The following is a 4159-nucleotide window of genomic DNA, read 5'->3' as shown; positions in this document are numbered from 1 at the left end:
CACTACACGGGAACCCTTGCCAAACGCTCTGGTGACCCAATTCAGTCCAGTGGCAAAACTGGAGAGTACACAGTTAATGGCCAACCGTATGGTGACATCTTACCCACCTCCTCTGGTCTACGAGAGACTGTCCGAACCAAAACCCAAGAGGAAGGACACAATGCCCTTGCCCCTGAACGGCAATCGAAATCCGAAGCAAAAGTAAAGTCAATCGGCTTTTTTGGCCGACGAGTTAACAAGTAGAAGAAACAGATGGAAGATTTATCGAAAGCCATAGACGAAGTGATTGCCCCTAAGGGTGCGGCAAAGTCGATTGCTGAACGCGAAAAGTTAATCAAAAAAGGGGGCACTCAAGGAACTAACGGGAGTATACTCCGCCGCAGGGTCAAGCCAAAGCCTCAAGTTAAGAACCCCCGTTAATTGAACTGCCCCGCCGGGTGCGGGGTAACCTTCTCTCTGATTGAAATTGCAAAAAAAAAGAATGAAAACCTACCTCTTTACTGATGGCAAAAGCTTGATGATCCGCGCATGCACCGAAGATCAACTAGAGTCTGCTCAGTATTTCTTCTCTGTTGAGTGCGGTCATCCGGTAGCGTTAATCGCCAGTGGTTCCGCTGACTTAGCAGAAGACTGCTTCTGTGAGCACTACCGCAACTGGTATTGGCACGGCATGTACAGCTTCAGTTCTGATTTCCTTTGGAAGTTTGCCCCAACGCACCACGAGTATGTGATTGCTCTAGCCAAGATGAAGGCAGTCAGTACTCGGGTCAAGTTAGGTAAGTTTGTTTCAAAAGTGACTTCTAAAATTCGTACTGCTGTGAATGAAGTGGTCTGGATTCTGGGCTTGGAAGATGAATCGGGGTATGACTATGACGAATGTGATTTCAACGAGGAGGTGTAGTGCAATGAACACGTTTACTCTTACTCAAACTTCTCGCGATCGCATCAGTAACTTTCGCAAAACTAACCCTACTTTTGCTAAGTGGAAAATCGGATGTGCTCCGAAAGATGTAATAGAGGATCAATGCCGAACGACCTTAACCGAAGTCTACAGTACCTGGATTGATAATTGCGGGCAGGAGCACGATGTTCCATTCGCTTACGAATTTGTTCTGTAGTTAAAAATAGATACCTGGAAAAAAAACTGCCCCAGGTTTTGCACAAATCAATCAAGAATATCCAATGCTAACAACAATCAACCAACTAAAAAATATTGAAGCCTTGCCAGGGGTACGCATTTGGCAAGTAATAGAGTCAACCCCAGAATTGATACTTTTTCATGACGACCTCTTAAATGAGCCATTCGACGAGGATGCCTTTTTCCAGGACATTTGAGCGGGATTGAAAGCTCATGGAGAGGTGTGGTTCATTGATGGATTTGCAATATCCAAGAAATCAGAGAACCTGTATTTGACCGCTTCAGAATGGGACGACTGGGTGCGTGACCGCTTGATAGAGAATGGCTGTATCAAGGAAAAAGAGCAGCCACCAAAGACTAAGACTATTGATCTGAGTCGCCTCGCACAGCAGTCCTCCTCTGTCTCAGACCAGAAAAAGAAGACGACAAAGGTAACAGGGAAGGGGAAAAAGCCGGGACGCCCAGGGGTTAGCAAGAAGAAAAGACGTTGACGTTCCTTTTTTGTTAACCGCAGCTAACCGCAGCTAACCGCAGCTTACTGCGGTTTCTCAGGCCATAAACTCTATCGCTATAGTTAAGCAAGACAAAACAGACGGGAGTTGCTCTTCCCGTCTTCCGTCAATCAATTGCCACGATACCAACCATGATATTTAATTTAATCAACGAATCGCGAAGCCATCGCGCCAAAATCGAAAAGACAACAGAATTCCTCGGATGGATGGACGAACCTCCGGCCTTGCTGAACGTGGAAAAAGAGTGCGGCTTGTTCTAAGTAGGAGTCTCTAAAAACTAGAGAGGTATGACTTAGGTAACTCACGGGGGATAACCCCAAAAGTTATAACTGTCCGTTTTGGATGGCGGTGAAAACCCGACCCCCTGCGGAGACAGGTGACTCCCTACCTTGGCCACGCCGAGAACTAGGCATAACTCAGAGCGAAGCTGGCACCAGGCCGCAATCAGACCTAAATCAGATGTGGGACACTGGCGGTATCGGGGAGGTGACATGGATAACAGAAGCAAAAGTCCTGAAAAAGCGTCTAACCACGGAGCCGCAATCTGACTAGTACATGCGAGACTTGATTCCCTATATTTCTCACAGCGTTTTTCTTTTGATAGCTGTAATCTCCGAGAAGGGAATAGGCGAATTGGACTGTCCTAAATCACCAAAACAATCTAACGGATGGAACAAGTAAAAACGACAGCAATAATGGGTCTAAGGAACGGTCGAAACCTCAGTAAGTGATGCCACACTTAATCCCCACTGTCGGGTAGGATGCCATTAAATAACTGGTGGCGGGTATTCAGAGTATACAAACCTGACGGAGAGCATGGGTAGACACATGTCAAATAGATATAGTGACCTTTGGAAAAGCCAACAGTGGAAGAAGCTCCGCCAAAACCTTTTCCGCCTACAACAGCGAGTATATAAAGCAGTTCGAGAAGGTGACCTGAGGAAAGCTAGGTCTCTACAAAAACTCATCATGAAATCCCGCTCAGCACAACTATTGGCAGTCCGACAAGTGACCCAACTAAATAAAGGGAAAAAGACGGCTGGAGTTGATGGAAAGTCAAGCCTCAACTACAGAGAACGCATGGCACTGGTTGAAGCATTGAACCATTATTGTCACGACTGGCAACATAGTGGACTACGTGAAGTACCAATCCGTAAAAAGAACGGGAAGACCCGGATGCTAAAGATACCAACCATAGCAGACAGAGCATGGCAGTGTCTAATTAAATACGCCCTGGAGCCAGCACACGAAGCCACATTTAGTGGTGATAGCTACGGATTCAGAACAGGCAGATGCGCTCAAGATGTGCAAAAGCGGTTACAGATACACCTAGCATCAAACCACAACGGCATCACCAAACGCATCATAGAATTAGACATCAAAAAATGCTTTGACCGCATCAACCACAGTTCAATAATGGAGAGATTAATAGCCCCTAAAGCTATTAAGCAAGGAGTGTTCAGATGCCTAAAAGCAGGAGTTCACGCCAAATTTCCAGAATTCCCAGACCAGGGAACACCACAAGGTGGAGTGGTAAGCCCCTTACTAGCAAATGTGGCACTTAACGGAATAGAAGACATCCACACGTCACTGCGATATGCAGATGATATGGTGTTCATTCTAAAGCCTAAAGACAATGCTGAGAAAATCCTCCAGAAGGTTAAGGAATTCCTAGCTGAAAGAGGGATGGAAATAAGTGAAGAGAAGACCAAACTAACCAAAGCGACAAACGGATTTGACTTCCTGGGGTGGAAATTTCGCGTCAGAAAAGACGGAAAGTTCTCGTGTATTCCCTCAGAGGAAAATCACAGAGCAATCCGTCAGAAGATTAAAGCCGTGGTTAACCACTCGAATTATGGTGCCAAAGTAAAAGCTAAGAAGCTAGCCCCCATCGTTCGCGGATGGAGAAACTACCACAGTAGCTGTGATATGAGCAGCTCAAGGGACAGCTTATGGTTCATGGCCAATACTGCCCACCGAAAATTCCGAAAGGAAAAGAAAGTAAGTCGGCAAAGAGCAACTGAACTATGCAAAAAGGCATTCCCAAAAGTAGGATACAAACAAAACCAACACGTGAACGTAAAGGGGACTAAGTCACCCTATGACGGTGACCTAGTCTACTGGAGTAACCGAAACTCTAGGTTATATTCAGATGCTACTTCAGACGCATTAAAAAGGCAAAACCATTCCTGTGGACACTGTGGATTGAGGTTTCTAGAAGGCGAATCTGTACATCTCCATCATGTCGATGGAAACCACGACAATTGGTCAAAAAAGAACCTTTTAGCAGTCCACCAAAGCTGCCATCAACAGATACACTGGAGCATGCCGAAAGGCCGGTCAAAAGACTGAGTTTACCTAGGAGCCGTGTGAGGGGAAACTGCGCGACCTGAACTGGTCAAGTAAAGCGGGGAGCCGACTCCCCAGGGTAATTTACACCACCTACCCTCACGTAAAACAACCTTTTAGGTTGGACTCAATACCTTTTGGTAACAAAAGGGAAATATGC

At 46.0% G+C, this 4159-nt stretch carries 8 protein-coding genes; all 8 read left to right on the top strand.

Features of this window, described 5'->3' with window-relative positions:
• A partial coding sequence (locus tag F6K49_RS36315; RefSeq protein ID WP_293104619.1) for a hypothetical protein occupies positions 1-243 on the top strand: 243 nt, incomplete at its 5' end.
• Between the two features lie 9 nt (positions 244-252).
• A complete protein-coding gene (locus F6K49_RS36310) occupies positions 253-420 on the top strand; it encodes a hypothetical protein (protein WP_293066909.1) in 168 nt (55 codons plus the stop codon).
• Between the two features lie 97 nt (positions 421-517).
• Positions 518-901 carry a hypothetical protein gene (locus F6K49_RS36305; protein WP_293066911.1) on the top strand — a complete coding sequence of 128 codons (384 nt, stop codon included), beginning with the start codon at positions 518-520 and terminating at the stop codon, positions 899-901.
• A gap of 4 nt (positions 902-905) precedes the next feature.
• Positions 906-1118 (top strand): hypothetical protein, encoded by a 213-nt coding sequence (locus F6K49_RS36300; protein WP_293104616.1) that lies wholly within the window; start codon positions 906-908, stop codon positions 1116-1118.
• A gap of 64 nt (positions 1119-1182) precedes the next feature.
• Positions 1183-1335: a hypothetical protein gene (locus tag F6K49_RS36295; protein ID WP_293066913.1), complete on the top strand. Its 153-nt coding sequence runs from the start codon at positions 1183-1185 to the stop codon at positions 1333-1335.
• Between the two features lie 75 nt (positions 1336-1410).
• Positions 1411-1629 carry a hypothetical protein gene (locus F6K49_RS36290; RefSeq protein ID WP_293066914.1) on the top strand — a complete coding sequence of 73 codons (219 nt, stop codon included), beginning with the start codon at positions 1411-1413 and terminating at the stop codon, positions 1627-1629.
• Between the two features lie 369 nt (positions 1630-1998).
• Entirely contained in the window at positions 1999-2202 is a 204-nt protein-coding gene (locus F6K49_RS36285; protein ID WP_293071281.1) for a hypothetical protein, read from the top strand.
• Between the two features lie 276 nt (positions 2203-2478).
• Positions 2479-4002, top strand: coding sequence for a reverse transcriptase domain-containing protein (locus tag F6K49_RS36280; RefSeq protein WP_293071282.1), 1524 nt, complete (start codon positions 2479-2481; stop codon positions 4000-4002).
• The last annotated feature ends 157 nt before the right edge of the window (positions 4003-4159 follow it).

The sequence above is a fragment of the Moorena sp. SIO3I6 genome (assembly GCF_010672095.1).
The sequence above is the reverse complement of the archived record's forward strand: the minus strand, read 5'-3'. Positions and strand labels throughout refer to the sequence as shown.